General features: G+C 65.4%; 20 protein-coding genes and 1 tRNA gene. 13 read left to right on the forward strand and 8 right to left on the reverse strand.

The genetic code is table 11. From position 1 onward, the window contains the following. The first annotated feature begins 9 nt into the window (after positions 1 to 9). Genes BUB09_RS07600 through BUB09_RS17580 form a run of 3 tightly spaced genes read left to right on the forward strand, consistent with a single transcriptional unit; the run spans position 10 to position 3,013 of the window. Entirely contained in the window at positions 10 to 879 is an 870-nt protein-coding gene (locus BUB09_RS07600) for an oxygenase MpaB family protein (RefSeq protein WP_072896264.1), read from the forward strand. Then, on the forward strand, positions 876 to 2,888 hold the full coding sequence (locus BUB09_RS07605) for a linalool dehydratase/isomerase domain-containing protein (RefSeq protein WP_072896266.1): 2,013 nt from the start codon (positions 876 to 878) through the stop codon (positions 2,886 to 2,888). The genes BUB09_RS07600 and BUB09_RS07605 overlap by 4 nt, the downstream gene beginning before the upstream one ends. Positions 2,889 to 2,890: 2 nt before the next feature. Further along, positions 2,891 to 3,013: a hypothetical protein gene (locus BUB09_RS17580; protein ID WP_281249920.1), complete on the forward strand. Its 123-nt coding sequence runs from the start codon at positions 2,891 to 2,893 to the stop codon at positions 3,011 to 3,013. 127 nt (positions 3,014 to 3,140) lie between these two features. Here BUB09_RS17580 and BUB09_RS07610 read toward each other — a convergent pair. Together BUB09_RS07610 and BUB09_RS07615 are read right to left on the reverse strand one after the other, a co-directional pair. Then, positions 3,141 to 3,217 (reverse strand) — tRNA-Pro (locus BUB09_RS07610). A 12-nt stretch (positions 3,218 to 3,229) separates the two neighbouring features. Beyond that, positions 3,230 to 4,198 carry a polyprenyl synthetase family protein gene (locus BUB09_RS07615; protein WP_072896268.1) on the reverse strand — a complete coding sequence of 323 codons (969 nt, stop codon included), beginning with the start codon at positions 4,196 to 4,198 and terminating at the stop codon, positions 3,230 to 3,232. Between the two features lie 258 nt (positions 4,199 to 4,456). Here BUB09_RS07615 and BUB09_RS07620 point away from each other — a divergent pair, with 258 nt between their 5' ends. From BUB09_RS07620 to proB, 5 genes are all read left to right on the forward strand, one after another. Beyond that, positions 4,457 to 7,837 (forward strand): beta strand repeat-containing protein, encoded by a 3,381-nt coding sequence (locus BUB09_RS07620; protein WP_072896270.1) that lies wholly within the window; start codon positions 4,457 to 4,459, stop codon positions 7,835 to 7,837. A gap of 164 nt (positions 7,838 to 8,001) precedes the next feature. Then, on the forward strand, positions 8,002 to 8,313 hold the full coding sequence (gene rplU, locus BUB09_RS07625) for a 50S ribosomal protein L21 (protein ID WP_072896687.1): 312 nt from the start codon (positions 8,002 to 8,004) through the stop codon (positions 8,311 to 8,313). A 15-nt stretch (positions 8,314 to 8,328) separates the two neighbouring features. Further along, positions 8,329 to 8,586 (forward strand): 50S ribosomal protein L27, encoded by a 258-nt coding sequence (gene rpmA, locus BUB09_RS07630; protein ID WP_072896271.1) that lies wholly within the window; start codon positions 8,329 to 8,331, stop codon positions 8,584 to 8,586. 74 nt (positions 8,587 to 8,660) lie between these two features. Further along, positions 8,661 to 9,764, forward strand: a complete 1,104-nt coding sequence (gene cgtA / locus BUB09_RS07635; RefSeq protein ID WP_084083244.1) for an Obg family GTPase CgtA — start codon at positions 8,661 to 8,663, stop codon at positions 9,762 to 9,764. Between the two features lie 35 nt (positions 9,765 to 9,799). After that, a complete protein-coding gene (gene proB / locus BUB09_RS07640) occupies positions 9,800 to 10,924 on the forward strand; it encodes a glutamate 5-kinase (RefSeq protein WP_072896273.1) in 1,125 nt (374 codons plus the stop codon). A gap of 110 nt (positions 10,925 to 11,034) precedes the next feature. Here the strand turns inward: proB and rpsT are convergent, their stop codons facing one another. Continuing rightward, entirely contained in the window at positions 11,035 to 11,298 is a 264-nt protein-coding gene (gene rpsT / locus BUB09_RS07645) for a 30S ribosomal protein S20 (protein WP_072896275.1), read from the reverse strand. 118 nt (positions 11,299 to 11,416) lie between these two features. Between rpsT and murJ the strand changes: the two genes are divergently transcribed. The 5 genes from murJ (at position 11,417) to ispH (ending at position 18,397) form a co-directional block, all read left to right on the forward strand. Then, on the forward strand, positions 11,417 to 12,970 hold the full coding sequence (gene murJ, locus BUB09_RS07650) for a murein biosynthesis integral membrane protein MurJ (protein ID WP_072896281.1): 1,554 nt from the start codon (positions 11,417 to 11,419) through the stop codon (positions 12,968 to 12,970). A gap of 54 nt (positions 12,971 to 13,024) precedes the next feature. Continuing rightward, positions 13,025 to 13,981 (forward strand): bifunctional riboflavin kinase/FAD synthetase, encoded by a 957-nt coding sequence (locus BUB09_RS07655; protein WP_072896287.1) that lies wholly within the window; start codon positions 13,025 to 13,027, stop codon positions 13,979 to 13,981. 92 nt (positions 13,982 to 14,073) lie between these two features. Beyond that, positions 14,074 to 16,860, forward strand: coding sequence for an isoleucine--tRNA ligase (gene ileS, locus BUB09_RS07660; protein ID WP_217650272.1), 2,787 nt, complete (start codon positions 14,074 to 14,076; stop codon positions 16,858 to 16,860). Positions 16,861 to 16,904: 44 nt separating this feature from the next. Next, positions 16,905 to 17,399 (forward strand): signal peptidase II, encoded by a 495-nt coding sequence (gene lspA, locus BUB09_RS07665; protein ID WP_072896292.1) that lies wholly within the window; start codon positions 16,905 to 16,907, stop codon positions 17,397 to 17,399. 5 nt (positions 17,400 to 17,404) lie between these two features. Further along, entirely contained in the window at positions 17,405 to 18,397 is a 993-nt protein-coding gene (ispH, locus tag BUB09_RS07670; RefSeq protein WP_072896296.1) for a 4-hydroxy-3-methylbut-2-enyl diphosphate reductase, read from the forward strand. A gap of 57 nt (positions 18,398 to 18,454) precedes the next feature. On the opposite strand, the gene BUB09_RS07675 is transcribed toward ispH, so the two are convergent. The 5 genes from BUB09_RS07675 to pilV are packed head-to-tail and all read right to left on the reverse strand — an operon-like array spanning position 18,455 to position 25,060. Then, positions 18,455 to 18,940 (reverse strand): type IV pilin protein, encoded by a 486-nt coding sequence (locus BUB09_RS07675; RefSeq protein ID WP_072896300.1) that lies wholly within the window; start codon positions 18,938 to 18,940, stop codon positions 18,455 to 18,457. Next, positions 18,937 to 22,680 (reverse strand): pilus assembly protein, encoded by a 3,744-nt coding sequence (locus BUB09_RS07680; RefSeq protein WP_084083245.1) that lies wholly within the window; start codon positions 22,678 to 22,680, stop codon positions 18,937 to 18,939. The genes BUB09_RS07675 and BUB09_RS07680 overlap by 4 nt, the downstream gene beginning before the upstream one ends. 10 nt (positions 22,681 to 22,690) lie before the next feature. Continuing rightward, positions 22,691 to 23,257, reverse strand: coding sequence for a pilus assembly PilX family protein (locus tag BUB09_RS07685; RefSeq protein WP_072896307.1), 567 nt, complete (start codon positions 23,255 to 23,257; stop codon positions 22,691 to 22,693). 13 nt (positions 23,258 to 23,270) lie between these two features. Continuing rightward, complete coding sequence (locus BUB09_RS07690) at positions 23,271 to 24,479, reverse strand: PilW family protein (protein ID WP_072896308.1); 1,209 nt, start codon at positions 24,477 to 24,479, stop codon at positions 23,271 to 23,273. Then, the gene (gene pilV / locus BUB09_RS07695; RefSeq protein WP_175550130.1) at positions 24,476 to 25,060 is read right to left on the reverse strand and encodes a type IV pilus modification protein PilV; all 585 of its coding nucleotides are present in this window, start codon (positions 25,058 to 25,060) and stop codon (positions 24,476 to 24,478) included. Before pilV ends, BUB09_RS07690 begins: the two co-directional genes overlap by 4 nt. Between the last annotated feature and the right edge of the window lie 10 nt (positions 25,061 to 25,070).

Raw genomic sequence — 25,070 nt, forward strand, 5'->3', positions numbered from 1 at the left:
GCGGGACCGATGACGATACGAAGCTGGACCTGGGCGCGGCAGGAGATTGCCGGTTTGAACGCGGAGGTGGACTACCACCGGATCGCCCATCTGTCGTTTTCGACGCGCTACGGCACGCCGATTTTTCTGCATGCGCTGTTTTCGGTGGCCTTCGTCCACAACGTCGGCATGCCGGCGATGGCGAAGATCCTGTATCGAGACGGGCGCGGCCCGATTATCCGCGACACGCGCCGGCGCAACTTCGACTCGCTGACGTTCTTCGGCGAGTTATATCGCCACGGCGAAGGCCCCCAGACGCAGGCGATTGCGCAGCACCTGGTGCGCGTGCATTCCAACTTTCCAATCGACAACGCGATGTCCTTGTACACGCTGTCGACGCTGTGTTGCTTGCCGCAGCGGTTTTCTCAGCGGTATCTGGGCCGCTACGGCATCGCGGCCAAAGAGAGCCAGGCGCAGTTCCTGTTCTGGAAGAAGATCGGCGGGCTGATGCAGATCCAGGGCATTCCCGATACTGCCGAGGCGCTGCTGGCGTGGATGATCGACTTCGAGCGACGCGAGATGCGGCCGTCGGCCGAATGTACGGCGATCACGCAGGCGCTGGCCCATGAATGGGCCAGCTACTGGCTGCCACGGCCGTTGCAGGCGCTGGGACGCAGCGTGTTCTACAGCCTGATCGACGCGGATCTGCGCAAGCGCCTGCAACTGCCGCAGCCCAACGGCCTGGTCCGCGCGTTCACCGGCTTGCTGGTGAACCTGTTCTTTCACGCCAAGCGGCTGTTGCCCGACCCCGCCGAACGGCACTTTGCCGATTACTTCCGCCACGGTGCCCGCCAGGGCCTGGTTGCTGAGCCGGTCAACGCGCCGGAGCGCGTCCGATGAGCGCCAGCCACTTACCGTATCGGCTGATTCCGGAGCCGGTGGCGCTGCTCGATGTCGGCAAAACACTGGCGGGCCCGGCCACGGCGGCACGCTGGCGGCGCACGGCGCTGATCTACGCTGCCTTGCTGCTGCTGGGCACCGCGCTGGCATGGCTGGCGCAGCCGGCCTGGGCGGCGTTCGGGCTGGGCCTGACGATACCGGGCGGCGGCTTTTTGCTGCACGCGGCCAGCCCGCTGACGTCGACCGCTCTACATGTCGCGCTGTTCGCCGGCACGCTGCTGTTGTTCGTGATCGCGCTGTTTCTATGGATCGCCACCGGCAACATCGCCGCTCCGTTGCTGGTCTGGCTCGGCAGCGCGGTGGTCGCCGCGACGATGGATCACTGGACCGGCGTGCCTTACAGCAGCCTTGCCGATATTTGCGGCAGCGGCCGCCTGGCCACGCAGGGGCAGGACGCCCGCTTGTGGCTGCCGCTGGCAATTGCGGTCGTATCGCTGATCGTCACGTGGCGCTTTCGGCGGCGACTGCCGGCGATGCGGGCCGAGGCGGTGCGGATCAATGCGTTTCTTGCCGACGCCCGCACGCCGGTTACGCGCGACGTCGATGCCGTCACCGGCGTGGCCAGGGTCAGACCGGTCGATGTCCGGGATCTGCAGCAATGGCGCTTCCTGCTCGACCGCGCGCTGCAGCCGGTCGGCGAGTTCAATGGCTTTGACCGCATCGACGAATTCCGCGAAGCCGCCAAGCGTTACCAGATCTGCAACATCTCTTACATGCTGTCGATGCACGCCTACGCGCGCACGCCGTCGTTTCACGGTTATCAGCTGCAGGCGCAGGAAAACCTCGCGCTGAAGATGATAGATCACCGCTGCTGGAGCTACTGGCGGCTCGAAAACATCTGGGGCAACTTCAAGACCGACCCCAATCCTTTCATCAAGGACAACATCATGTATTACGGCTGGTATGCGGCCATGCTCGGCCTGCACCAGCTCAACTACGGCGACGATCGCTTCAGCCGGCCAGGCGGCATCCGGCTGGAGCATCCCAACGGCACCGTGTACGAAACCAGCTTTCCGGACATCTGCCAGCTGATCTTCAACAACATGCAGAACTCCGACTTCTGCCTGTTCCCTTGCGAGCCGCGCTGGATCTACCCGATCTGCAACAACTTCGGCGCGCTGGCGCTGCGCTGCCACGATCGCCTCTACGGCACGACGATGTGGGACGCCGTCAAGGATCGCTATCGCACCGGACTGGAACAGGAGTTCATCACGCTGGTCGGACGCATCACCGCGATTCGTGACGCACACACCGGCGTGACCTTGCCGGCATTGACCGCGACGATGGCCGATGCGATCACGGCGATGTTCATCCACCCGGTTTTTCCGGATATCGCAGCGCGCAGCTGGGCGATCATCCGCCACGATCTGGTCCGCATCGTCGACGGCGACGTGCGGCTCAAGCTCAACGGCTGGGACAAGATCGACTTCGGCAACTACCGGCCCAGCTTGGTCACCAGCTACGGCCTGATCGCCGTTGCGGCCCGCGAAATGGGCGACGACGAAGTGGCCGACGGGCTGCTGGCTCGGATCGACCGCGAGTTTCCGAGTCAGACGATCGGCGGCGTTCGGCACTACCCCAAGGCGTCCACCAGCGCGCATGCGGTGATCCATGCGGCGCGCGTGCTGCGCGCGAACACGCTGTATGACCTCGTCAATGTCGGCATGCCGGACGCGTGCAGAACCGGCCCGGTGCTGGCGCATGCCGATTATCCGGACGTGCTGGTCGCCGGCGCGGTGTCCGATGGTGACGACCTGAAGCTGCACTTGGCGAGCGGCATCGGCGACGGCGAGTACACGATCCGGCTGGCCCGGCTCAAACCCGGCACCGGGTACCGGATCGCCGACACTGACCCCGTCGCATTCGTTGCCGGGGCCGATGGAGGCGCTAGCTTGCGCGTCGCGCTAGGCGCAGACGTGCGCAGCGTCCACATCGTGCCGGTGGGCTGACGATGGCCTGCTGCGTCATCGGATCGATGCTGATGGTGGGCGTTGTCGGCCTGGTGCGCGGCATCAAGGAGCGCGTGCTGCGCCGGCAAGCGGCAGCGCCCGAATCCTGGCGGCTACACGGCTAGCTGGCGTACGCGGAGGGTCTGGCCTTGATGCCGGCACGCTGCGGGCACAAAAAAGCCCAGTGTTCTTTAGAAGAACGCTGGGCCTTTGTGCAGGATACGAATTCGGGGAGACACGACTCTTGCGAGTTGGTCGGGGCGACAGGATTCGAACCTGCGACCTCTTGCTCCCGAAGCAAGCGCTCTACCAAGCTGAGCTACGCCCCGAATGATCGGTTGTCAGTTGGCCCGTATCAGGGCAAAAGCAGCCAGATCGATCAGCGTTTTCTTGAACGGCGAATCGGGAAGATCGCCCAACGCTGAGGTCGCCGAACCCGAGTAGGCCTCGGCGAGCGCGCGAGTGTACGGGATCGCGCCGGTGGCTTCAACGGCTTTGAGCACCGGATCGAGTTCCGGCACGCCGGAGCCACTGAGCGCGCTGCGCACCAGCGCCGCTTGTTCGGCGTTGCCGGACCGCATCGTGTAGATCAAAGGAAGCGTCGGCTTGCCTTCGGCCAGATCGTTGCCGACCGCCTTGCCGCTGACTTCGGGGTCGGCTGTGTAGTCGAGCACGTCGTCGATCAGCTGGAAGGCCATGCCCAGGTCGTGGCCGTAGCGGCCAAGCGCCTGCTGCTGCGCCGGGCTGGCGTCGGCGGCGATGGCGCCGGCTTGCATCGCGGCGCTGAACAGCACGGCGGTCTTCAATTCGATGACCCGCAAGTAGCGGGCTTCATCGACATCGGGATCGCCGGCGTTAAGCAGCTGCAGTACCTCGCCTTCGGCGATCGCATTGGTGGTGTCGGCCATCAAGCGCATGATCGCCATGCGGCCGCTGTCGACCATCATCTGGAAGCTGCGCGAATACAGGAAGTCGCCCGACAACACGGCGGCCTCGTTGCCCCACTGCGCATTGGCGGTGCGACGGCCGCGACGCAGGTCGGAATGGTCGACCACATCGTCATGCAGCAGCGTTGCCGTATGGATGAACTCCATGACCGCCGCCAGCAGTCTCGGCTCCTCGCCTTGTGCGCCGAGCGCACGGGCTGCCAGCAACACCAGCGCCGGACGCAAGCGCTTGCCGCCGGCGGAGACGATATAACCGCCGATCTCGTTGATCAGGGCCACTTCGGACGACAGACGACTGCGAATGATCCGGTCCATGCCGAGCATGTCGTCGGCGATGGGCGATAGCAGAGTTTTGAGGTCCATTGAGACGCGCCAAGAATAGGGCGTGGATGCTAGGGGGATGAGCGGGCAGGGTCAAACGAAGCTTTGGCGGCAAGTTTCTTGCGGTGCGTCACACAACCAGCTCAATTAATGCCGCTGCTCGCCCAATTTCCTAGCTCTACATTTGCTGGCCCCCAAGACCTGTGTCGACAAGTCTCTATAATCGAACGCGTTGCCCAGGGGGGGCAGCCAACTTCCACTTCTTATCTAGCGCGCGTGTGCCGGCGCAGCGGATCGTCCATGTTCGAATTCATTGATCGCGCCCGGTCCCGGGCTGTGCTGGCGGCCACGATGTTGGCCCTGATGACGGCCTGCGGTGGAGGGGGCGGCAGCACCCGGCTCGAAGCCATCGAAGTAACGCCGGCGGCGAGTTCCACCCCGGCCGGCACCACGGTCCCGTTCGTTGCCACTGCCTTGTATAGTGATGACAGTCGTCAGGACGTCACGGCGACCGCGACCTGGACGTCGGGCTCCACCAGCGTGGCCACGATATCGGACGCCGCTGCCGACAAGGGCTTGGCGCAGACGCTGACACCCGGCACCACGGCGATCAGTGCCAGCTTCGAAGGCAAGGTGGGCACCACGACGCTGACGGTGACCAATGCCGTGATCCGCTCGCTGGCCATCAGCCCAACGACGGCGACCATCGCCAAGGGCACCACCCGGGCGTTCTCGGCCTTGGCCACGTTCACTGACAATCGCGTGTTCGACGTGACCGCCGATGCCACCTGGTCATCCCAGAATGCGGCGGTGGCGACGGTGTCCGATGCGCGCCCCGACAAGGGTCTCGCAATCGGTGTCGGAGTCGGCACTGCCAGGCTGCTGGCCGCTTACGAAGGCGTGACCGGGCAGGCTGACCTGACCGTCAGCGCCGCCGCCGTCACCGGTCTGGCGGTGACGCCGGCCGATCTGAGCAAGCCCAAGGGCACGACCCAGCAGTACACGGCCATGGCCTCGTTCTCCGACAGCACCACGCAGGACGTGACGGCCGACGCGAACTGGAGCAGTTCCGCCACCGCAGTCGCCAGCGTCAGCAACGAAGCGGCATCTAAAGGGAAGGCGATCGCCGTCGCTGAGGGCGCGGCTGAAATCGGCGCTGACTACCGCGGATTCGCGGCCAAAACCGGCCTGACGGTGACGCCGGCCGTGCTGCAGAGCATCCAGATCACGCCGTCGGCCAGTTCGGTCGCCAAGGGACTGGTCCAGGCTTACGTGGCAACCGGCGTCTACACCGACGGCAGCACGGTCGACCTGACATCCACCGTGACTTGGTCCTCGTCGTCGTCGGCTGTCGCCGACATCAGCAATGCCTCCGGCAGCAATGGCAAAGCCACGACCAATACGGTCGGTGTGACGACGATCAGCGCGATCGACCCTGCAACGCAGATCGTCAGCAACAGCGCCACGCTGACGGTGACCACCGAGGCTCTGACCCGCATCGAGATCACGCCAGCGACGCTCAATCTGCCCAAGGGCAATACGCAGTCGTTTACGGCAACCGGCTTTTACACCGACAACAGCCGCCAGGACCTGACCAAGAGCGCGACGTGGGCGGTCGCGGATGCCGCCATCGCCGACGTCAGCAACTCGGCCAGCACGCGCGGCTTGGTCGCAGCCAAGGCCAGCGGCAGCACCCTGGTGACGGCGAGCTTCGAGGGCCAGTCGGGTAGTGCGACGCTGACCGTCACCGACGCTGTGCTCAGCAGCATCCAGGTCACGCCGGCCAGTGCGCGCCTGGCGTCGGGCTTCACCCGCCAATACACGGCCACCGGCGTGTTTAGCGACAACAGCACGCGCGATCTGACCACCAGCGTTACGTGGTCCAGCACCGCCACCGCGTTTGCAACGGTCAGCAACGCGGCCGACAGCCAGGGTCTGGTCAACGGCGTCAGCGCCGGCACGACCAATATCGTGGCGACCAGCGGGTCCATCAGCGGCTCGACGCCATTGACGGTCACCGCCGCCACGCTCAGTTCGATCAGCGTCACGCCGACCAATCCGACGATTCCGCTGGGCACGACGACGCAGTTGACGGCGATCGGCACGTTCTCGGACAACTCGACGCAGGACCTCAGCACGCAAGCATCGTGGAGTTCCAGCGCCACCGGTGTCGCCACGGTCAGCAACACCAAGGGTACGCAGGGCAAGGTCACCTCGCAGTCCACCGGCAATGCGACGATCACGGCTGCGCTCAAGGGCGTCGATGGCGCCACGCGGGTCACGGTCTCGGCCGCGACGCTGACCAAGCTCACCGTGACGCCGAACCCGGCCAGCGTCGCCAAGGGGCGCACGCTGCAGATGACGGCCACCGGCACCTACTCCGACAACACCACGGCCGACATCACGGCCGATGCAACGTGGTCCTCGTCCGACACCACGATCGCGACGGTCACCAATGACGGCGGCGTGTTCAGCTCGACCGTTGCCGGTCAGGTCAGCGGCGTCAAGGAAGGCAGCGCGACCGTGTCGGCCGTTCTGGGATCGGTGACCGGCTCTGCGCCGCTGACGGTGACGTCCGCAGTGCTCAATTCGATCGCCGTCACGCCGGCCACGCGCTCGGTCGCCCAAGGCGTCAGCGTTCAGTACACCGCCATCGGCACTTATTCCGACAGCACGACGGCCGATATCACCAAGTCGGTCACATGGGCGTCTGATGCGTCGGCGGTGGCCACCATCAGCAATGCCACCGGCAGCAACGGCCTGGCGTCGACCTCGGCGGTCGGTACGGCTCGCATCACGGCGCAGTCTGCTGGCGTGACCAGCCCGGCTGCGACGCTGACGGTCACCGCCAAGACGCTGTCGTCGATCACCGTGACGCCGGCAACGCCGACGATTCCGAGCGGCACGACGCAGCAGTTCACCGCCACCGCGCGTTACTCGGACAACAGCACCGCCGACCTCACGGCGTCGGTCACTTGGGCGTCGAGCAGCACCAGCGTTGCCGATGTCAGCAATGCGTCGGGTACCAAGGGCTTGGCTACGTCCAAGTCGGCGGGCCAGACCACGATCAGCGCCACCAGCGGCACCGGCAATACCGCGGTGTCCGGATCGACCGTGCTGACCGTCAGCAGCGCCGCGCTGCAGCGGATCAACCTGTCGCCGCTCAATGCCAGCGTCGCGCTGGGTTACACCTTGCAGTACCGCGCGGTCGGTGAGTACGCCGATGGCAGCAGCAAGGACGTGACCGCCGAGGTGAGCTGGACCGTGTTCAACGATGCGGTCGCCAACATCTCCAACGCCAGCGGCACCAAGGGCCTGCTGTCGCCGGTTGCCGTGGGCAACACCACGGTCCGCGCGACGCTGGGCTCGGTCGAAAGCGTGACCGGCGTGACGGTCACCAATGCCACGCTGCGCTCGGTCGACGTGACGCCGAAGAACGCCAGCTTCGGCGCCGGCGACACGCTGCAGTTCAAGGCGGTCGGTACGTTCAGCGACAGCAGCACGCTGGACTTGACTCGGCAGGTCAGCTGGGCGTCGTCGAACACCAATGCCGCCACGATCGATCAGGCTGGCTTGGCCACGGCCGGTGGTTCGGCACTGACGTCGACGACGATCAGCGCAACGCGTGGTACCGGCGTCAATGCGGTTTCAGGCAGCACGACGCTGAGCCGCGGTTTTTGATGTGATGTGACGCCTGGAGCCGGCGCGGATCGTTTCTCCGCCCGGCTCCGGCATTCAAACGCTTTCATACATTGACGAGGCGGGCCTCGATCTCTAGAATCCCGCCTCCCTAATGGCCGGCCCCTGCGCTCGCCATCGTTCGGACCCGTCTTTTGGAGCAGCCGATGTACGCCGTCATCAAGACCGGAGGCAAGCAGTATCGCGTTGCCGCTGGCGAACAGCTGAAGATTGAATCCCTGGTGGCCGAAGTCGGCGCGACCGTTTCCTTTGACCAGGTTCTGCTGGTTGGCGAAGGCGAGACCGTCAAGGTCGGCGCACCGCTGGTCAACGGTGGCGTGGTCACCGCGGAAGTGCTGCGTCACGGCCGTGGCGACAAGATCCGCATCATCAAGCACCGCCGCCGCAAGCACTATCACAAGGAACAGGGCCATCGGCAGAACTTCACGGAAGTGAAGATCACCGGTATCTCAGGCTAAGGTTGGAGCAGACTCATGGCACATAAGAAGGCAGGCGGCAGTACTCGTAACGGTCGCGATTCACAGAGCAAGCGCCTCGGCGTCAAGCTGTTTGGCGGCCAGGCCGTGATCGCCGGCAACATCATCATCCGCCAGCGCGGCACCCAGTATCACCCGGGCACCGGCGTCGGCATCGGCAAGGATCACACGATCTTTGCCAAGACCGACGGCAAGGTCGTGTTTGCGACCCGCGGTCCGAAGAGCCGTACCTACGTCGACGTCGTCGCGGCCTGACCTCGAGTGGTACCCGAAAGAGCCCCGTCCAGACGGGGCTTTTTTGTGCATGAAGGACTGAAGGTGCCGCTGTTATGAAATTCGTCGACGAATCCCAGATCGAAGTCATCGCCGGAGACGGCGGGGCTGGCTGCGTCAGCTTCCGTCGCGAACGTGCGATTCCGTTCGGCGGCCCCGATGGCGGCGACGGCGGCGATGGCGGCAGCGTGTTCGCCGTCGCAGACCCCAACCTGAATTCGCTGGCCGATTTCCGCTTCAACCGCGTGTTTCGTGCACAGCGCGGCGAGAACGGCCAGACCTCCGAGATGACCGGCCACGGCGGCGATGATCTCGAAATTCCGATGCCGCTGGGCACGCTGATCTACGACATCGAAACCGAAGAGCTGATCGGCGAACTGACGCACATCGGCAGCCGTATCAAGATCGCGCAAGGCGGCTTCCACGGCCTCGGCAATCGACGGTTCAAATCCAGCACCAACCGCGCGCCGCGGCGCTCTACGCCGGGCACGCCGGGCGAACGCCGTGAGCTGCGCCTCGAACTGTCGCTGATGGCGGACGTGGGTCTGCTCGGCATGCCCAACGCCGGCAAGTCGACGCTGCTGTCATCGGTGTCGGCGGCACGGCCCAAGATCGCCGATTACCCGTTTACGACGCTGTACCCGCAGCCGGGCGTCGTCGCCGTGGGCCAGAGCAAGTCATTCGTCATGGTCGACGTACCGGGTCTGATCGAAGGTGCAGCTGACGGCGCCGGGCTCGGCATCCGCTTCTTGAAGCATCTGCAACGTACGCGACTGCTGCTGCACATGGTCGACGTGCTGCCGCCGGACGAAAGCGACATCGCCGAGAACGTGCGCGTGATCTGCAACGAGCTGATCGCGTTCAGCGGTCAGCTCGCCGATCGCGAGCAGTGGCTGGTATTCAACAAGATCGACCTGCTGCCGGACGAGCAGCGCCAGCCGCTGATCGATCGCACCCTAGCGGCGCTGAACTGGTCGGGGCGCTGGTTTGCGATCTCGGCGGTGACACGCCAAGGCTGCGACGTGCTGTGCCGTGAGGCCATGGCCTGGGTCGACGCGCAGGCGCCGCGTAGCGAAGATCAGCTCGACCCGCCGGCCGCCGCTGGACTCGACGATCCGCAGCCGCCTGTTTCCGATGCCGGCGAGCCCCAAGCCGACTGAGCCCGCCGAAACCGAACAACCGACACGACGCTTTCATGGAACGTGACAAGCTGACCCGCGCCCGTCGCTGGGTGATCAAGATTGGCAGCTCGCTGGTGACGGCCAAGGGCCAGGGGCTGGATCGCGAGGCCATCGCCGACTGGTGCTCGCAGATTGCAGCGCTTCGCGCCGAAGGCCGGCAGATCGTGCTGGTGTCCTCGGGCGCCGTTGCCGAAGGCATGGCGCGACTCGGCTTGAAGAAGCGGCCGACCGATATCCATGAGCTGCAAGCCGCTGCCGCCGTCGGGCAGATGGGCCTGGTGCGCGCTTGGGAACTGGGTTTCGAGGCGCACGGCACGCGCGCCGCGCAGATTCTGCTGACGCACGAAGATGTCGCCGACCGCGGCCGGTATCTGAATGCGCGTGGCACCTTGAACACGCTGCTGGAGCTGGGCGTGGTGCCGGTCGTCAACGAGAACGACACGGTGGCGACCGATGAAATCCGCTTGGGCGACAACGACACGCTCGGCGCGATGACGGCCAATCTGATCGAGGCGGATCTGCTGGTGATCCTGACCGACCAGGATGGCTTGTTCGACGCCGATCCGCGCAGCAACCCCGACGCCAAGCTGGTCTCCGAAGCCTCGCTGGCCGAGCCGCAACTGGTGGCGATGGCCGGCGACAGCAAGGGTGTGCTCGGCCGCGGCGGTATGCGCACCAAGCTGTCGGCGGCCCATATTGCCGCGCGCTCCGGCGCGGCGACCGTGATTGCGCATGGCCGCGCGCCGGACGCGCTGCTGCAGATCGGGCGCGGTCAGAGCATCGGCAGCCTGCTCAAGCCGGCGCAAGGCGTCATGGCGGCGCGCAAGCGCTGGATCGCGGGGCAGCTGCAGGTGCGCGGTCAGTTCCATCTGGACGAGGGCGCGGCGCAGGTGCTGAAGGCCCAGGGCAAGAGCTTGCTGCCGGTTGGCGTGCGGCAGGCAAGCGGTAACTTCGAGCGCGGCGACTTGGTCGCGTGCATCGCACCCGACGGTCGGGAGATCGCGCGCGGCTTGTCGAATTACGGCAGCGGCGATGCCCAGCGCATCCTCGGCGCTCGCGGTGACGAGTTGGCCCAGCGCTTGGGCCATCCGGCTGAGCCCGAGCTGATTCACCGGGACAATCTGGTGCTGACCGGCTAGCAGCAGCGTCGTGACTGGCCTGCCGGCGCCAGGTTCCCGACAAATCGCGCTCAAACAAAAACGCGGGCCTTTCGGCCCGCGTTTTGGTGCAGCGTTACAACCGGATCAGATCAGGCCATCGCCTTGATGTGAGCGGCGAGGCGGCTCTTGTGACGAGCGGCCTTGTTCTTGTGGATCATGCCGCGGTCGGAGTAACGGTCCAGAACTGGGACCATTTCCTTGTAGGCGGCTTCGGCGGCAGCCTTGTCCTTGGATTCGACGGCCTTGACCACCTTCTTGACGTAGGTGCGGATCATCGAGCGCTGGCTGGCATTGCGGGCGCGGTGAACTTCGGACTGGCGTGCGCGCTTGCGGGCACTAGCGGTGTTGGCCAAGACGGACTCCTAGAACTGCAAAAAATGAGGCGACAAAACGAAGGGGCGCTAGTATTGTGATCGACCCCCGAGTTGTCAATCTGTCAATCCATCGCTGGCAGGTCTGCCGGCTGCCCGAATGTCCCGATCGTTGCTCAAATCCACCAGCATCGTCAGTGGCCTGACGCTGGCATCGCGGGTGCTCGGGCTGGTCCGCGAGATCACGCTGGCTCGCGCCTTCGGGGCAGGGCCGATGCTCGACGCGTTCTTCATCGCGCTGATGCTGCCCAATCTCGGCCGCCGAATTTTCGCCGAGGGCGCGTTCTCTCAGGCCTTTGTCCCGGTGTTTACCGAGACCCGCACGCAGCAACCGCACGCCGACGTGCGCGACCTGACGGCCGTGGTCGCTGGTACCTTGGGCGTCGCGCTGAGTGTGGTCACGCTGATCGGCTGCCTGGCCGCGCCGCTGATGGTCTGGGCGTTCGCCCCCGGCTTTCGTGACGACCCGGCCCAGGCGGCGCTGGGCGCCGACCTGCTGCGCTGGACCTTTCCGTACCTGATGTTCATCTCGCTGACGTCGATGGCCGGCAGCATCTTGAACAGTTACGGGCAATTCGCGGTGCCAGCCGCGGCGCCGGTGATCCTGAACCTGTGCATCATCGCCTCGGCGTGGATATCCGCCGATTCGGTGATGGTGCTGGCGTATGCGGTGTTCGCCGCCGGCGTGCTGCAGTTGTTATCGCAGCTGCCTTGGCTGATGAGGCTGCGTCTGTTGCCGGCGCCGCGATTTGCGCCGCGAGACCCCCGCGTCCGACGCATCCTGCGCTTGATGCTGCCGGTGGTGATCGGCTCGTCGGTGGCGCAAGTCAGCCTGCTGCTCAACACCAGCCTGGCGACGCTGGTCGAAGACGGCGCCGTCAGCTGGCTGAACTTCGGCAGCCGGCTGATGGAATTCCCGACCGGCATCTTCGCGATCGCGGTGGGCACCGTGATCCTGCCGGCGCTGTCGTCCCGGCATACCGAGCAGGCGCCCGAGCAGTTTTCGGACACGCTGGATTGGGGCTTGCGGACGATGTTGCTGCTGGGACTGCCGTCAGCGGTCGGCCTGATCACGCTCGGCGGGCCGCTGACGGCGACGATCTTCGGCCACGGCCGTTTCGGCGCTCACGACATCCAGATGACGACCTGGGTGGTCTGGGCCTATGGCGCCGGCTTCATGGGCTTTGCACTGGTCAAGGTGCTGGTGCCGGGGTTCTATGCACGCCAGGAAACGCGCTTGCCGGTGCGCTACGCGACGATCGGACTGATTGCCGGCATGACGATGAGCTTGCTCAGCTTTGCCGCCGTGCGCGGGCTCGGCATGCCCGGCGCGCATGTCGCGCTGGCGTTGTCGACGTCGCTGACGGCCTGGGTCAATACCGTGCTGCTGTATCGCCGGCTGCGCCGCGACGGCATCTACCGGCCGGGTCCGGGCTGGGCGGGCTTTGCGCTGCAATTGCTGATCGCCAACGGGCTGATGGCGGTGGTCGCACTGGCCGGCGCCGGTGATCTGAACGACTGGATCGCGATGGATGCGCTACACCGCGCCGGTCGCCTGGGCGTGGTGATCGCGGCCTGCGGCCTTGCATACTCGGCGGCGCTGCTGGCGATGGGCCTGCGTCCGCGGCATTTGCTGATGCGCCGGGCGCGTTGAGCGCAGCGCGTATAATTGGGGCTTCCCCCTTCGCCAATGCCAAAAGTGCCACGCATGGAGCTGATCCGCGGTCTGCAGAACCTGCGCGCGCAGCATCGCGGCTGCGTGCTGACGATCGGTAACTTCGACGGCATGCACCGCGGTCACCAGGCTCTGGTGCAGCGCACGCTGCAGATCGCCGGCCGGCTCGGCTTGCCCGCGGCGGCGATGACGTTCGAGCCCACGCCGCGTGAATACTTCCGCCGCGCCGACGCGCCGCCGCGCGTGCAGACGCTGCGCAGCAAGCTCGATTCGCTGGCGCATAGCGGTCTGCAGCGTGTCGTCATCGCGCGTTTCTCCCAGGCGCTGTCGACGATGTCGGCCGAGACCTTCGTCGACGACCTGCTGGTGCGCCAACTCGGCGTTGCCGCCGTCGTTGTCGGCCACGACTTTCGCTACGGCCGCCAGCGCAGCGGCGACGAAGCGCATTTGCGGGCGGCAGCCGCAGCGCATGGATTCGAGCTGAGCATCGTCGACAAGGTCTGCGTCGGCGACTTGCGCTGCAGCTCGACGGCGCTGCGCGAAGCACTGGCCGTGCCCGATCTGCCCCGCGTCGGCGACTTGCTCGGCCGGCCCTACACGGTGCTGGGGCGCGTGCGTCGCGGCTTGCAGCTCGGCCGCCAGCTCGGCATGCCGACCGCCAACATTGATCTGGTCCGTCCGCTGGCCGTGCGCCAGGGCGTCTACGCGGTGCGTGCGCGCATCGACGGCGGCCCGGCCTGGGATGGCGTCGCCAGCCTCGGCATACGCCCGACGATCGGCATCACCCGCTGCTTGCTCGAAACCCATCTGTTCGGCCAGCCCGGCGACATCTACGGGCGCCAGCTCGAAGTCGAGTTCGTGGCCTGGCTGCGTCCGGAGCTGAAGTTCGCCTCGCTGGACGAGTTGTCCGCGCGGATGCAGCAGGACGCCGACGACGCGCGAGGCATCCTCGCGCGCAACCCGCAACAAAACCCAAGTGCAACGACGTGAACGACGCCAAGCCCGAAACCGCCCGTGACGCTGCCAGCGATCTCGGCAACGACTACAAGAGCACGGTCAATCTGCCGCAAACGGCGTTTCCGATGCAGGCCAATCTGGCCAAGCGCGAGCCCGAATGGCTGGCGCGCTGGCAGGCAGGCGACTTGTACGCGCAGGTGATGGCGGCGACCGCTGGCGGCACGCTGTATCACTTCGTCGACGGCCCGCCGTATGCCAACGGCGATATTCACATCGGCCACGCCGTCAACAAGGTGCTCAAGGACATCGTCGTCAAGAGTGCGCGCCTCGACGGCCACCACGCGGCGTTCGTGCCGGGCTGGGACTGCCATGGCCTGCCGATCGAACTGCAGGTGGAAAAGAAGTTCGGCAAGGTTGGCGAAAAGCTCGACGCCGCTGCCTTTCGAGCCGAATGCCGCAAGTACGCGCTCGAACAAGTCGAGCGTCAGCGCGTCGACTTCCAGCGCTTGGGCATCCTCGCCGACTGGCACAAGCCGTATCTGACGATGCAGCCGGCCTACGAGGCCGAGCAGCTGCGCGTGCTGGCGCGCATCGCCGACAACGGCCATCTGGTGCGCGGCTTCAAGCCGGTGCACTGGTGTCTGGACTGCGGGTCGTCGCTGGCCGAAGCCGAAGTCGAATATCAGGACAAGCAGTCGTCGGCGATCGACGTCGGCTTTGTTGCCGACGACAACGCAGCGCTGGCCACCGTGTTCGGCGTGGCGATCGACGAGCCGGTGCGTCTGGTGATCTGGACGACCACGCCGTGGACGCTGCCGGCGAATCAGGCCATCGCGCTGAACGCCGACCTGGATTACGCACTGGTGCGTTTCGAGTACGCCGGCCTGCTGGTGCTGGCCGCCGACCTGGTCGACAGCGTGGCGCAGCGTTACCAGCAGAGCGCGGCCGTCGTGGCCACGGCCAAAGGCCAAGCGCTGCGCGACGCGGGCGTGACCGCTCGCCATCCGCTCAAACCCATCAGCGTGCCGGTGATTCTCGGCGAGCACGTGACCACCGAGGCCGGTACGGGCCTGGTGCATACCGCACCGGCGCATGGTGTCGACGACTATCTGGTCGGCAAGGCCTATGGGCTGCCGGTGGCCAGCCCGCTGATGTCGTCCGGCAAGTTTCAGGACGACGAGCCGGCCGTCGGTGGCCAACACGTGCGCAAGGCCGAAGAGCCGATCCTGGCCGCGCTGCGCGATGCCGGCGCGCTGGTGCATCAAGCGACGATCACGCACAGCTACCCGCATTGCTGGCGCCACAAGTCGCCGCTGATTTTCCGCGCGACGCCGCAGTGGTTCGTGTCGATGGACCAAGCCGGCCTGCGCGACGCGGCGCTGGAGGCGATCGATGCCACGCGCTGGATCCCCGGCTGGGGTCGCGAACGCATCCGCGGCATGATCGCCGAGCGTCCCGACTGGTGTATCTCGCGCCAGCGCACCTGGGGCGTGCCCTTGGCGCTGTTCGTTCACAAGGCCACGCAGGCGCCGCATCCGCGTACCGGTGACTTGCTGCGTGCGGTGGCCGATGCCGTCGAAGCACGCGGGCTCGAAGCCTGGTTCGGTTCGTCGGTGTCTGATTGGCTGCCGCAAGCCGAAGCGGCCGATTACGACCGGTGCCCGGACACGCTCGATGTCTGGTTCGACTCGGGCAGCGCCCACCAGTGCACGTTCGTCTCGACCAACCCGGCGGCGCTCGACGCGCAAGGCCTGGCGCCGATCGCCGACATGTATCTGGAAGGCTCGGACCAGCATCGCGGCTGGTTCCATTCCTCGCTGCTCACCTGCGTGGCAATGCGCGGTCGTACGCCGTACAAGGCGGTGCTGACGCACGGCTTCACGGTCGACGAGCAGGGCCGCAAGATGAGCAAGTCGCTCGGCAACGTCGTGGCGCCGCAGCAGGTGACCAAGACGCTGGGCGCCGACGTGCTGCGTCTGTGGGTCAGCGCCAGCGACTACAGCGGCGAGATCGCGATCAGCGACAACCTGCTCAAGCGCATGGCCGATGCGTATCGCCGCATCCGCAACACGGCGCGCTATCTGCTCGGCAACCTCGACGGCTTCGATCCGGCTCATGATGCGGTGCCGCCGGCGCAGATGCTGCTGATCGACCGCTGGGCCGTCGCCCAAGCCGCGCAGTTGCAAGACGAGATCCGCCAGGCCTACGCCGATGCGCAGTTCCATCTGGTCTACCAGAAGCTGCACAACTACTGCGTAACCGACCTCGGCGGCCTGTATCTGGACGTGCTGAAGGACCGGCTTTACACCAGCGCGCCCAAGAGCCTGGCGCGGCGCAGCGCGCAGACCGCGCTGCTGCATATCGCCGAGGCGATGGTGCGCTGGATCGCGCCGGTGCTGTCGTTCACCGCCGACGAGATCTGGCAGCTGCTGCCGGGCGATCGCAGCGCCAGCGTGTTCGCGCAGCGCTGGTACGCGTTGCCGTCGATTGATCTGGCCGCCGATGGCGTTGACTGGGCGTTGCTGGTGTCGAGCCGCGAAGCGGTGAAGAAGACGCTCGAAGAATTGCGCGCGGTCGGCACGATTGGCTCGGGCTTGAACGCCGTCGTCACGTTGTACGCCGAGCCGAATCTGGCGGCCGCGCTCGGCACGCCGGGCGATGAGCTGCGCTTCTGGTTCATCACCTCGGGCGCACGTTTGTCGCCACTGGCGGCCAAGCCGGCCGAAGCGCGCGAGCACACGCTGTCCAGTGGCGAAAACCTGTGGGTCTATGCGGAAGCCTCGCCGTATCCGAAGTGTGAGCGCTGCTGGCACCAAGTGGCCGACGTCGGAACCGACGCGGCACACCCCGGTCTGTGCGGTCGCTGCCACACCAACATCGATGGCGCCGGTGAAATCCGCCGCGTGATCTAACGCCGGCTGCCAAGCCGGCCCGGTACCAGGAGTTGTCCGTGTCGATGAGTTCGTTCCGCAACGTGCATTGGCTATGGCTCACCGCCGTGGTGATGCTGGTTGATCAGGTCACCAAGCAGCTGGTGGTCAAGCACATGGCCCTGTTCGAAACGGTGCCACTGATGCCGCACTTGAACCTGACCAGCTTGCGAAATACCGGAGCAGCGTTTTCGATGTTCAGCGACTCGTCGCCGATCGTGTTCGTGCTGATCGGCGTGGCCGTCAGCATCGGCATCCTGATGTGGATGCGGCGCAATCCGCAGGGTCAGACGCGGGTGGCCATCGCGCTGGCCTTGATCATGGGTGGCGCGCTCGGCAATGTGATCGACCGCGTTACGCGCGGCCACGTCGTCGACTTCGTCGACTTCTACTGGGGCACCTGGCACTTTGCGGCGTTCAACGTCGCCGATGCGGCGATCAGCATCGGCGCCGCGCTGATGGTGCTCGACTCGCTGATCGAAAGCCTGCGCAGCTCCTCTGCGCCCAAAGCCGGAGCCTGATCGATATGGACATCCTGCTGGCCAATCCGCGCGGGTTCTGCGCGGGTGTTGATCGCGCGATCGAAATCGTCGAGCGCGCACTCGAACTGCTCGGCGCGCCGATCTACGTGCGCCACGAAGTCGTGCACAACCGCTTCGTCGTCGATGGCCTGCGCGAGAAGGGTGCCGTGTTCGTCGACGAAGTCGACCAGGTCCCCGAAGGCGCGGTCTGCATCTTCTCGGCGCATGGCGTGCCGCAGTCGGTGCGCGACGATGCAGCGCGGCGCAAGCTGACCGTGTTCGACGCGACCTGCCCGCTGGTGACCAAGGTGCACATCGAGGTCAAGAGCTACTCTCGCGAAGGCCGCGAAGTGGTGCTGATCGGGCACGCCGGCCACCCCGAAGTCGAGGGCACGATGGGGCAGTTTGACGAAAGCTACGGCGGCCACATCTATCTGGTCGAAACCCCCGACGACGTGCAGAAGCTGTCGGTGCCACGGCCGGACCATATCGCGTATGTCACGCAGACCACGCTGTCGATGGACGACACCGCCCGCGTGATCGATGCGCTGCGCCAGCGTTTTCCGATGATTAGCGGGCCGCGCAAAGACGACATCTGCTACGCCACGCAGAACCGCCAGGACTCGGTCAAAGAGCTGTCGTCTCAGTGTGACGTTTTGCTGGTGGTGGGCTCCCGCAACAGCTCCAACTCCAACCGTCTGCGCGAGCTGGCCGAGAGTCGCGGCACCCCGGCTTACTTGATCGACGGGCCCGAGGACATCCAGCCGCAATGGCTCGACGCCAAACCGCGCGTCGGTGTCACCGCGGGCGCCAGCGCGCCCGAGATTCTGGTCGAGCAGGTGGTGATGCGGCTCAAGCAGCTCGGCGGTCAGCTGTCGACGGCACGCGAGCTGCCGGGCCGCGCCGAGCACATCGTGTTTTCGCTGCCGCCGGCTCTGCGTCGAGCCACGTCGGTCCGCAACGCCAGCATCGACTCATCCAGCGACACCGCGGACTGAGTCACAGCGGCCAGATGTGGCGCCGATGCGATCGGCGCCACATCTGGCGCGAACCGGTCAGCGCGACCAGCAATCGGCCGGCGTGCTCGCCGACGTCAGTCGTATGCCGGTCGACGTCATGCACAGCGAGCTGCAGCTGTCGGACGCCTGGTTGCCCACCGGAGTGGCGATCAGCGTATAGCTGGTGCTGCCGACCGAGCCCGTTGCCGGACAGGTCGACGTATTGTGAGCGGCCATGCTCAGCGAATAGATCGTCGTGTTGCCTTGAGCGGACGTCATCGTGCTGTCGCGCGACAGAAAGCCGTTGGCGTTGATGTCGCTGAGGCTACTGGCGTAGGCCTTTCGGTCGACGAAATAGGTTTCCTGGCGTGCTGCCAGATCGACCAGCGCGGCTTTGGCCACCGCGCGGTTCGCGCGCATCGTGTACGTGCGGTACGTCGGCAGCGCGATCGCCGTCAGCAGGCCGACGATGCTCACGGCCACGATCAACTCGACCAGCGTGAATCCGCGCTGGCGGTTCGGTTGTCTGGCTGCGCTGGTCATGGTGCGGTCTCCTCATCACTGCGACGTTCGCGCCAGTAGATCGTATATCGCGGCGTCGACTCGATCTTCTGCGTGCTGGTGTTGACGGCCAGTGCATCGGCCGTCAGCGCGTTGAACTCGCCGGGCAGGCCCGGCGTCGCCGTCGCCTGACTACGCTGCGTGCCGTCGCCGTCGTTGATGAAGCTGGCGACGGTAGGCCGCGAATTGGTCAGCGACACGCCATAGATCCGGTTCGTGCCCTCGCTCGGCGTGCAAGTGACCGTGCTGGTGCTGGGTGGCGTGTACGTGCTGAAGAACGTCGTGCCCGATGCGCTCAACGGCTGCGAGAACGTCTTTTCGCCGCTGCCGGTCAGCTGGATGCGCCAGCCGGTGCCCAGGTCCAGTGTCGAGCCGCAGCTGGTGCTGCCCGAGGCGCAGGTCGTCGTCAGATCGACGAAGTCGGTCTGGCCCTTCAGCGTGCTGTCACTGGTGATGACCTCGCTGGCCGTCCGGTTGCTGACGACGCGGAAATCCCGGTACGAGTACAGGAAGTTTTGCGTGGCCGTGTTCAACGGATCTTCGCGGTCACCGGAGCCGATCGTGATCACGTCGTAATTGCCGGTGTTACTGCGCAGCGGCGCAAAGTCCGGCGCTTGGAAGAAGCGCCGGTCGTTGGCGACATTGCTGTTGCGGTGGCGGCCCAGACTCGCCAGCGGCGTCAGCACCCAAGCGCTGCGATCGGCGGCGGGGAAGTCGGCGCGCCACAAACGGCCACCGGTGTCGCCGACGTAGAGCCGGTCGATCAAGCCGTCGCCGTCGGTATCGATAATGTTGACGTCCGACGGGATGCTGTCGAGCAACAGCGGATGCTGGAACGCGCGCGTACTGCTGTTGTACGGCGTGCTGCTGCTGAACGTACCCTGCCGCGCTTTCCAGATCAGGTCGCCGGTCTGCGCATCGACGATGTAGATCGCGTTGCCGACCGTATCGTCGGTGCCCACGCGGTTGTCGCTGCCACGGTTCAAGTCCTTGCCGACCTTGCTGCTGCCGCTGACGCCGCCGTTGTAGCCGCCGGCGAACACGACGACGGAGCGCGTGGTCGTCGTGCCGCTGTCGGTGACCCGCATCCGCCCGATCTGCGGGTTGCTGAACGTCATCCCCAACTCGCTGAAAAATCCCGAGGTACCGCTGATCAAGCCGGTGCTGCGATACAAGCCGTCGGGTCCGATGCGCCACAGCAGCGACGGTGCGTCCGGGTTGGTCAGATTCATGCCGTAGTAGTAACGGCCACTCCGACGCAGACCGAAGTACATCCAGGCCCGGTCGTTGCTGTTGCTCGATTCGATCTTGCCGTCGGCAGGACCGCCGCTGCTGTTGCGATCCTGCAGCAACACGGCTGGCGCGCCATCGACGCCGTAGGGCAGTGCGCTGCCTGCGGTGTTTTCGCGCAGCGTGTTCTGCTGTGACATCAGTACGCGTGGCATGAAGCCCCAGGTTTCAACGCCGTCGCTGTTGCGCACCATTCGCAGCAGGCCGTCGTTGGCGCCGTAGACGACGCGGATGTCGGGACTCGTCGTCGTGGCCGTGCCGCGAGCGCCGTAGTTGATCGCCACCGGCCGCGAATGCAGCACGGCACCGTGCATCCAGCTACGAGCCGTGACGCCGGTGACGGTGTCGCCGCTACCGAGCGGTGCTGCTGCGCTGCCGACGTCGAAGCCGCGTGCGTACAGCAGCAGTTCGCGCCGCCGCTTGTCGTCGGCTGTTGTGGTGCCGGTTACGCCGAGATCGGTCGCCAGTTCGTCGCGCACCGTTTGGGTGTCGGCGTCCAGCCCCGCCAACGCAAAGCTGCCGCTGGCGATCTTGTCGTAGTACAACGTTCGCTTGCCGTCGCTATTGACGCGGCCGGGATTGCCACCGCCGCCGAACTGGTAGCCCGGGATGTTCTGTCCGGCGCCACCGAGCGTCACGCTGCGGCCGTCGCGCGTGGACGTGCCGAGCTGGCTGCTGGTTGTCCAGAAGCTCAGCGCCGTGGGTTTGATGCGCCCGTCGGTGTCGATCGCCAGCGTGCTGTTGGCATCGTAGTACTGGTAGTTGCCACTGCTGTCGGCGGCGACGCGCAGCCGCTTGAGGTTGCCGTTCCAGCGCGGCTTTTGCAGCGTGTCGGGTTTGAACAAGCCGAAGAACGATTCGGGTCGGACGGCGCTGGGCGTGGTCAGATCCACCGTCAGACTCGGCGTCAGCAGCGAGGCGTCGATGTCGATCACCGGCTTGAGCAGCGAGGCGGTGGACTTGCCGAGATTCAGCAAGCCTAGCGAGTTGGCATACGTCAGCAACGTGGCGCCGGCATTGCCCAGTGTCGTGGTGCTGGTCAGCAGGTTCTGAATCAGGAAGTACGAGCGCATATTCACTTGGCGCCCGTTGATGTCGGTGACGCCGACATCGGCGGCTTGTCGTACGACATCGGCCAGCGTGATCGCGCCGCTGGGCAGCGCCGGCCAGATGCTGCGCAGCCGCGCATCGGACTCACTGTCGCGGATGTTGTTGGTCAACATCAGATTGAGAATGTTGGCGGTCGAGCATTCGAGTGCCGGCTTCCGATAGTTGCCGTTGGACAGCTCGATCGACGTGTCCCGCGTGATCAGGCCGGTCAGGCCGTCCCAGCGTGCCAGCGGTGCATTGAACACTTCCTTGCCGGCCAGGAATTGCGCCAGTTCGGCATAGACTTCCTTGCCTTGGTACGGCGGCAGCAGACTCGCTGGCGTGGTCAATGCGGTGCCGGCGATCGCCGTCGTTGCATTGAGCAGGTTGGTGGGACTCAGCGCATTGGTCAGCAGATTGCTGACCAGCGACACCATCGAGTTGACCGAGCCGACGTCGACCAACTGGGTGAAGCCGGCGATCATATAAGCGCCGTTGCTGCAGCCCGAAGTACTGCGCCGAGTACCGGGTATCGCGGCCAAGTCGCCGAATGCGCAACTGCTGGCTGGCGCACCGAGCAGCGTCGCGCGGTCGGCGTGCGACACCATGATGGCGACGTTGCTGCCGATCAGATTGTTCAGGATCGACTCCAGCGTGGTGACCAGGCTCTGCTGGCCCAGGTTCAGCACACCGCTGATCGTCGATTGCAGAACACCGAGCAGCACGGATGGCAGCTGCCCGACCACCGTGCTCAGCAGCGGTGTAATCAAGCCCTGGATCAGGTCACCGACGAAGCTGGCCATGATGCTGTTCAGAATTGTGCCGACCAGCGGCACGCTGAGCAGAAAGCTCAGTGTTGTACAGCTGAGCGTCGTGACCCCGTTGAGTACCAGCGACAGCAGAAACGAGATGCCGGGGATTGGGATCGCGGGCGGGATCAGTCCGAGTACGCCATACAGATTGCACAAGCCTTGGGCCTTGGCGCTGCACTGCGCGGGGGTCGATCCCGATGTGCAGCCGTAGGCACCGAACAGCAGGTTGTACAGGTAGTCGACTGGATTGGAGGTCACGCCGCCGAGCAAGTCACTCAGGATGATCGAGCTGGTCACGTTCAGACACAGCTGCGGCGAGTCGGGATTATTCGGGTTACTGGTCTGCGTCAATACGCTGTTGCAGATGCCGAGCAGATTCAGGTCGATCACCAGCACCGTGTAGGGCGCTTGTACCGAGTTGACCGCTGGGTTGGTGTAGATCTCGGTGTCGTCGGGCAGCGCAGCCGGAATGCAGCAGAACATGCCGATGAACAGCGCGAGCAACCGGTGCCTGAGTTTACGAATCGCCATCGTGTTGCTCCTACTGCTGCGTCAAGCCGCGCACGCGCGCCACCTTGACGTAAACCCCTTGCGCGATCTCGGCACCGCCTTGCGCCATCTCATCGTCGGTGGTGGCGACGCGGTCATAGCCGGCGGTGACGGTGAACAACGCGTAGTCATAGCGATCGCCGCTGTCGCCTTCCCGCATCGCCGTGACGGGAGCGAAATCACCGCCATTGATGGCCTCGCGGCGGACTGATCCGTACAGGTAGCTGCTGTAATGCGTGGCCGGCAGCAGCGCCGTGTCGGCATTGGCGCTGGGGCAGGAGAAACCTTGCTGCGTCGACAGCTTCGACGCACTCAGGCTGCTGCCGATCACGCAGCTCTGGATGTAGTCGGAACCGGGCAGCACGGTGAACGACGCGCTGCGGTTGCTGATCGCTTCGAGCAGCGTTTGCGCGTTCTGCTGGGCGTCGAGTCGGCTTCCTTCGTTCTGTGACAAGCGCAGGCCAATCGTGCCCGAGCGCATTGCGGCCAAGCCGAGCAGCGTCATGATCACCAGAAAAAGCAGCGACGTCGCCAAGGCGGCGCCGTGTTGGCGTCGCATGACTGCGCGAAGCTCAGAGTCGGGACGGATTGCGGACATAAACAGTCGTCGAGTAGATGCGCCGGTAGAAATGCACCGTCTTGTCGGCCTCTGCGGTGCCGGAGGGATCGGTGATCGAGCTCGGCGTATAGGTGCCGCTGTCGCCGGCGGTGTAGCTCTTCAGGTCGCGATACAGTGGGTCGCTTTGTACCGATCGCATCCGCAAGAATATCTGTGCGGTGGTGACGTTCTCGGCGAGTTCCTGCGCGCTGGGCGTGCTGGTGTAGCGGAAGCTGTCCTCGCTGCTGCGGATGCCCCAGACGATCTGCATATCCTCGACGCCTTCGGCCAGGCATTCGCTGTAGAAACCGCTTGCCGATGCATTGCCGCCGCCGGCACTGCAACTGCCGTTCTCGCTGTCGCTGCCGGCGCTGTAGCCGCTGGAGCACAGCTCCTTGCGGCACAGCGTCGGTATGCCATCGCCGGCAGTGCGCGCGTAGTTGCGCACGTAATAGATGCGGGGAACGTAACGGTAGAAGCCGTAGGGCGCGCTCAGCGGCTCCTCCGTCAGCGTGTCGGACGGCGGCGTCGTTGGCGACGAACCCCAGCGGATCATCGTGCCGACCAGGCCATTGGTCTTCAGGTAGTAGTGGTACGGACGGAGCGTTTCCGATGTGGCGCTGGCGCTGCGCGTGGCCGTCACCTGTGCTGCGACGCGACGCATGGCGACCACGTCGGTGCCGCTGCGGTGATTGCCGATGCAGCGCCACTGCGAGGCGACCGTGCTGCTGGCGTCCTGATTACGGAATTCAAGGCGACTCGGCCACGTGGTGACCGTCGTCGTCGTGACGCCGTTGGTGGTCTGTGTCGACGACGCTTTTGCCGTCAGCTCGAAAGCCCAGCGAGTCGTGGCATTGATACCGCAGTCGCTGCTGGTGCCAAACGCGGTGCTGGCCGTGCTGTCATCGTCGGTGACGATCGTATTGTTCAAGTTCGGGCGGATCAGGCCCGCTGACGACATGCCACCCCAGTAGCCCGCCATCGTGATGTCGCGCGACAGTTGCGACAGCGCAAAGCGTGCTTGGTCCTGCATGCCGTTCAGCAATTCGCTTTGACGGTTGTTGCGATTGCTGTAGATGAACAGGGTCGCGACCGCGGTGACCAGAATCAGGCCAAGCGTCAGGCTGATCATCAGTTCGACCAGCGTCAGTCCTCGCTGGTGGTCGGTGAAGGAGCGCCTCATATGAACTCCACGACGATCAGTCGCCGCATGCGCTCGTCGCTGCCGTTGGTCTGTGGGTCGTCATAGCGACCCAGGCCCTGTCCACAGGTGCTGCGCAATGGCGAATTGCTTGGAGTGGAACTGGGAATGGCGCCAAGCGCGCTCAGACCGCGCCACGCGACGGCCACTCGATAAACGCCAGATGCGACGGTGATGCAGCCGGTCGGGTTGAGCAGGCCCCCGGTCAGGTTGCCGGACGCGTCGGTTTCGGCGCTGCCGCTGAGCTTGCGTCCCCACTGGTACAAGTCGTACGCGGCCAAGTCGGCCTTGCTGCAGGTTGCGCCGCTGGCACCGCAGTCGGTGCTCAGGCTGACGGCGGTGGCATCACTGGTCAGGTAGGACGTCTTGGCGCTGGGGTTGGCGCGAATGCGCTCAATCATGTCTTGCGCCAATGCCGTGGCCACGGTGCGCTGCGCGGCTTCGAAGTTCACTTTCTTTGAAGCGGCCTGCAGGCCGGCAACCGTCAGCAAGCCGATCGCGGTGACGACGATCGTGATCAATACCTCCACCAGCGTGAAGCCCATGGCCGGAGCGCGATGCATGTGGCGCTCC

The organism is Hydrocarboniphaga daqingensis (genome assembly GCF_900129825.1).
GTDB lineage: Bacteria > Pseudomonadota > Gammaproteobacteria > Nevskiales > Nevskiaceae > Hydrocarboniphaga > Hydrocarboniphaga daqingensis.